Below are 1,627 nucleotides of genomic sequence, written 5' to 3'. Positions count from 1 at the left end.
CAACACCAGAAGGATCACCGACCACTACACCACGTCCTGGGGCTTGACCCATGCTGAGCGACTCGGAGCTCGAGACTCCAAGTGCTACCGGTGTAGAAGCTTCCGTCGGAGCACTTGAGGATATAGACGTGAGGCATGCCCCGACGCTAGGCCGATCGATCGGCAAGCGTCCGCGGTTATCCACAGGGCGCCCTTCGTCTCGCTTCGCTCGCTCAGGGACCGACTTGTTTTGGCGCGATTCCTGGGCGCCGTTCGTCTCGCTTCGCGGCTTCTGAGCGACGAGCGCCAGCGAGGAGACGAAGGGCGCTCAGGGACCGGGGTCCTGTTCAGGAGCAGACGAAGGGCAGCCGTACAGGCGGGTGGCGGTGCCGGACCAGAAGTCTGGGGAGTCGGGATGGGGGAGCGCCCGCCGGGTGGCGGCGACCACGTCCGCGTAGGAGTGCGTGCGCGCCGACATCGGCCAGTCGCTGCCGAACATCAGGCGGTCGGCGCGGAACAGCCGGAACGCCGTGCCGGCGAGCTCGGTGAGCGCAGCATCCGTCCTCGTGGCGGACAGCAGCCCGGAGAACTTCGCGTGCGCGTTCGGCTGCGCGGCGAAGGCGGTGAGACCGCTCAGCCACGCCTCGTCCGGTTCGCCGTGACCGAGGCCGAGGTGGCACAGCACGATCGCGGTGTCCGGGTGCCGGGATGCCAGCGTCGCGGCGCCCTCGAGCTGCTCGGGCCGCAGCAGCAGCTCCAGCACGCGGCCGGACGCGCCCAGGGCATCCGCCAGCGCATCCAGCCCGGCCACGTCCGAGAGGTCGGCGGCGAACTGCGGCACGGCCGCCCGCACCCCGGCGAGATCCGCTCCCTCGAACGCGGTCGCGCCGAGCGGATGCCCTGCGGCCGGTTCGTACTGCAGCACGGCGCGCCGGACCACGGCATCCGCCGCCGTCGCGGCCGTGAGCCAGCGCGCCTCCTCGACGGAGTCGGCCACCTGGACGGCGATGGCGGCCTCCACGCCGCACGGCTCAGCCACCTGCCGGTACTCCGCCACCGACGACACCGTCGGCAGCCCCAGCCCGTCACGGAACCAGGGGATCGGGAACGCGTCGACGTCCCACAGGTGCACGTGAGAGTCGACGATGCGCACGCTCAGGCGACCTCGAGCGCGAGCCACAGCTCCTCGGGGATCTCCGCGGAGAGCCCGGCGACGAACGCGTCGACCTCGGCGGGCGTGCGGGCGCCGACGACCACGGCATCCGCGCCGCGCCGCAGCGGGAACCGCACCGCGGCATCCGCCAGCGTCACTCCGCGGTCAGCGCACAGCGCCTGCAGCCGGCGGGCGCGCTCCAGCAGCGCGGCATCCGCCTGCCGGTACTCGAAGTAGGGGGCGGCGTCCGGATCGGCGAGGATGCCCGAGTTGAACACGCCCGCGGCGATCACGCCGATGCCGCGCGCGGCGGCCAGGCCCAGCAGTCGCTCCTCGGCGGTGCGGTCCAGCAGCGTCAGCCGCCCCGCCTCCATGATCACGTCCAGGGGTGCTTCGGCGGTGAAGCGCTCCAGCGGCTCGAGCCTGCCCAGGCCCACGCTGATCGCGCGCACCACGCCCTGCTCGCGCAGCTCGACCAGCGCCGTCATCGCTCCG

General features: G+C 72.4%; 3 protein-coding genes. All 3 read right to left on the bottom strand.

Annotated elements, in window-relative coordinates:
• Window positions 1-14: 14 nt before the first annotated feature.
• Window positions 15-137, bottom strand: coding sequence for a GIY-YIG nuclease family protein (locus tag BGN97_RS18515; RefSeq protein WP_363331437.1), 123 nt, complete (start codon window positions 135-137; stop codon window positions 15-17).
• Between the two features lie 170 nt (window positions 138-307).
• Window positions 308-1,159 carry an amidohydrolase family protein gene (locus tag BGN97_RS14405; RefSeq protein ID WP_292702921.1) on the bottom strand — a complete coding sequence of 284 codons (852 nt, stop codon included), beginning with the start codon at window positions 1,157-1,159 and terminating at the stop codon, window positions 308-310.
• The coding region (locus tag BGN97_RS14400; RefSeq protein WP_292702918.1) for an aldo/keto reductase at window positions 1,135-1,627 on the bottom strand (493 nt) is incomplete at its 5' end. The genes BGN97_RS14405 and BGN97_RS14400, both read right to left, overlap by 25 nt.

Source organism: Microbacterium sp. 69-10 (genome assembly GCF_001897945.1).
In the GTDB taxonomy this organism is placed as follows: domain Bacteria; phylum Actinomycetota; class Actinomycetes; order Actinomycetales; family Microbacteriaceae; genus Microbacterium.
Note: the sequence above shows the minus strand (reverse complement) of the source record. Positions and strands in the feature narration are given on the sequence as shown.

Excerpts from the sequence above, each read along its gene's own strand:
- BGN97_RS18515 (WP_363331437.1), bottom strand. The coding sequence starts at position 137 with ATGCCTCACGTCTATATCCTCAAGTGCTCCGACGGAAGCTTCTACACC.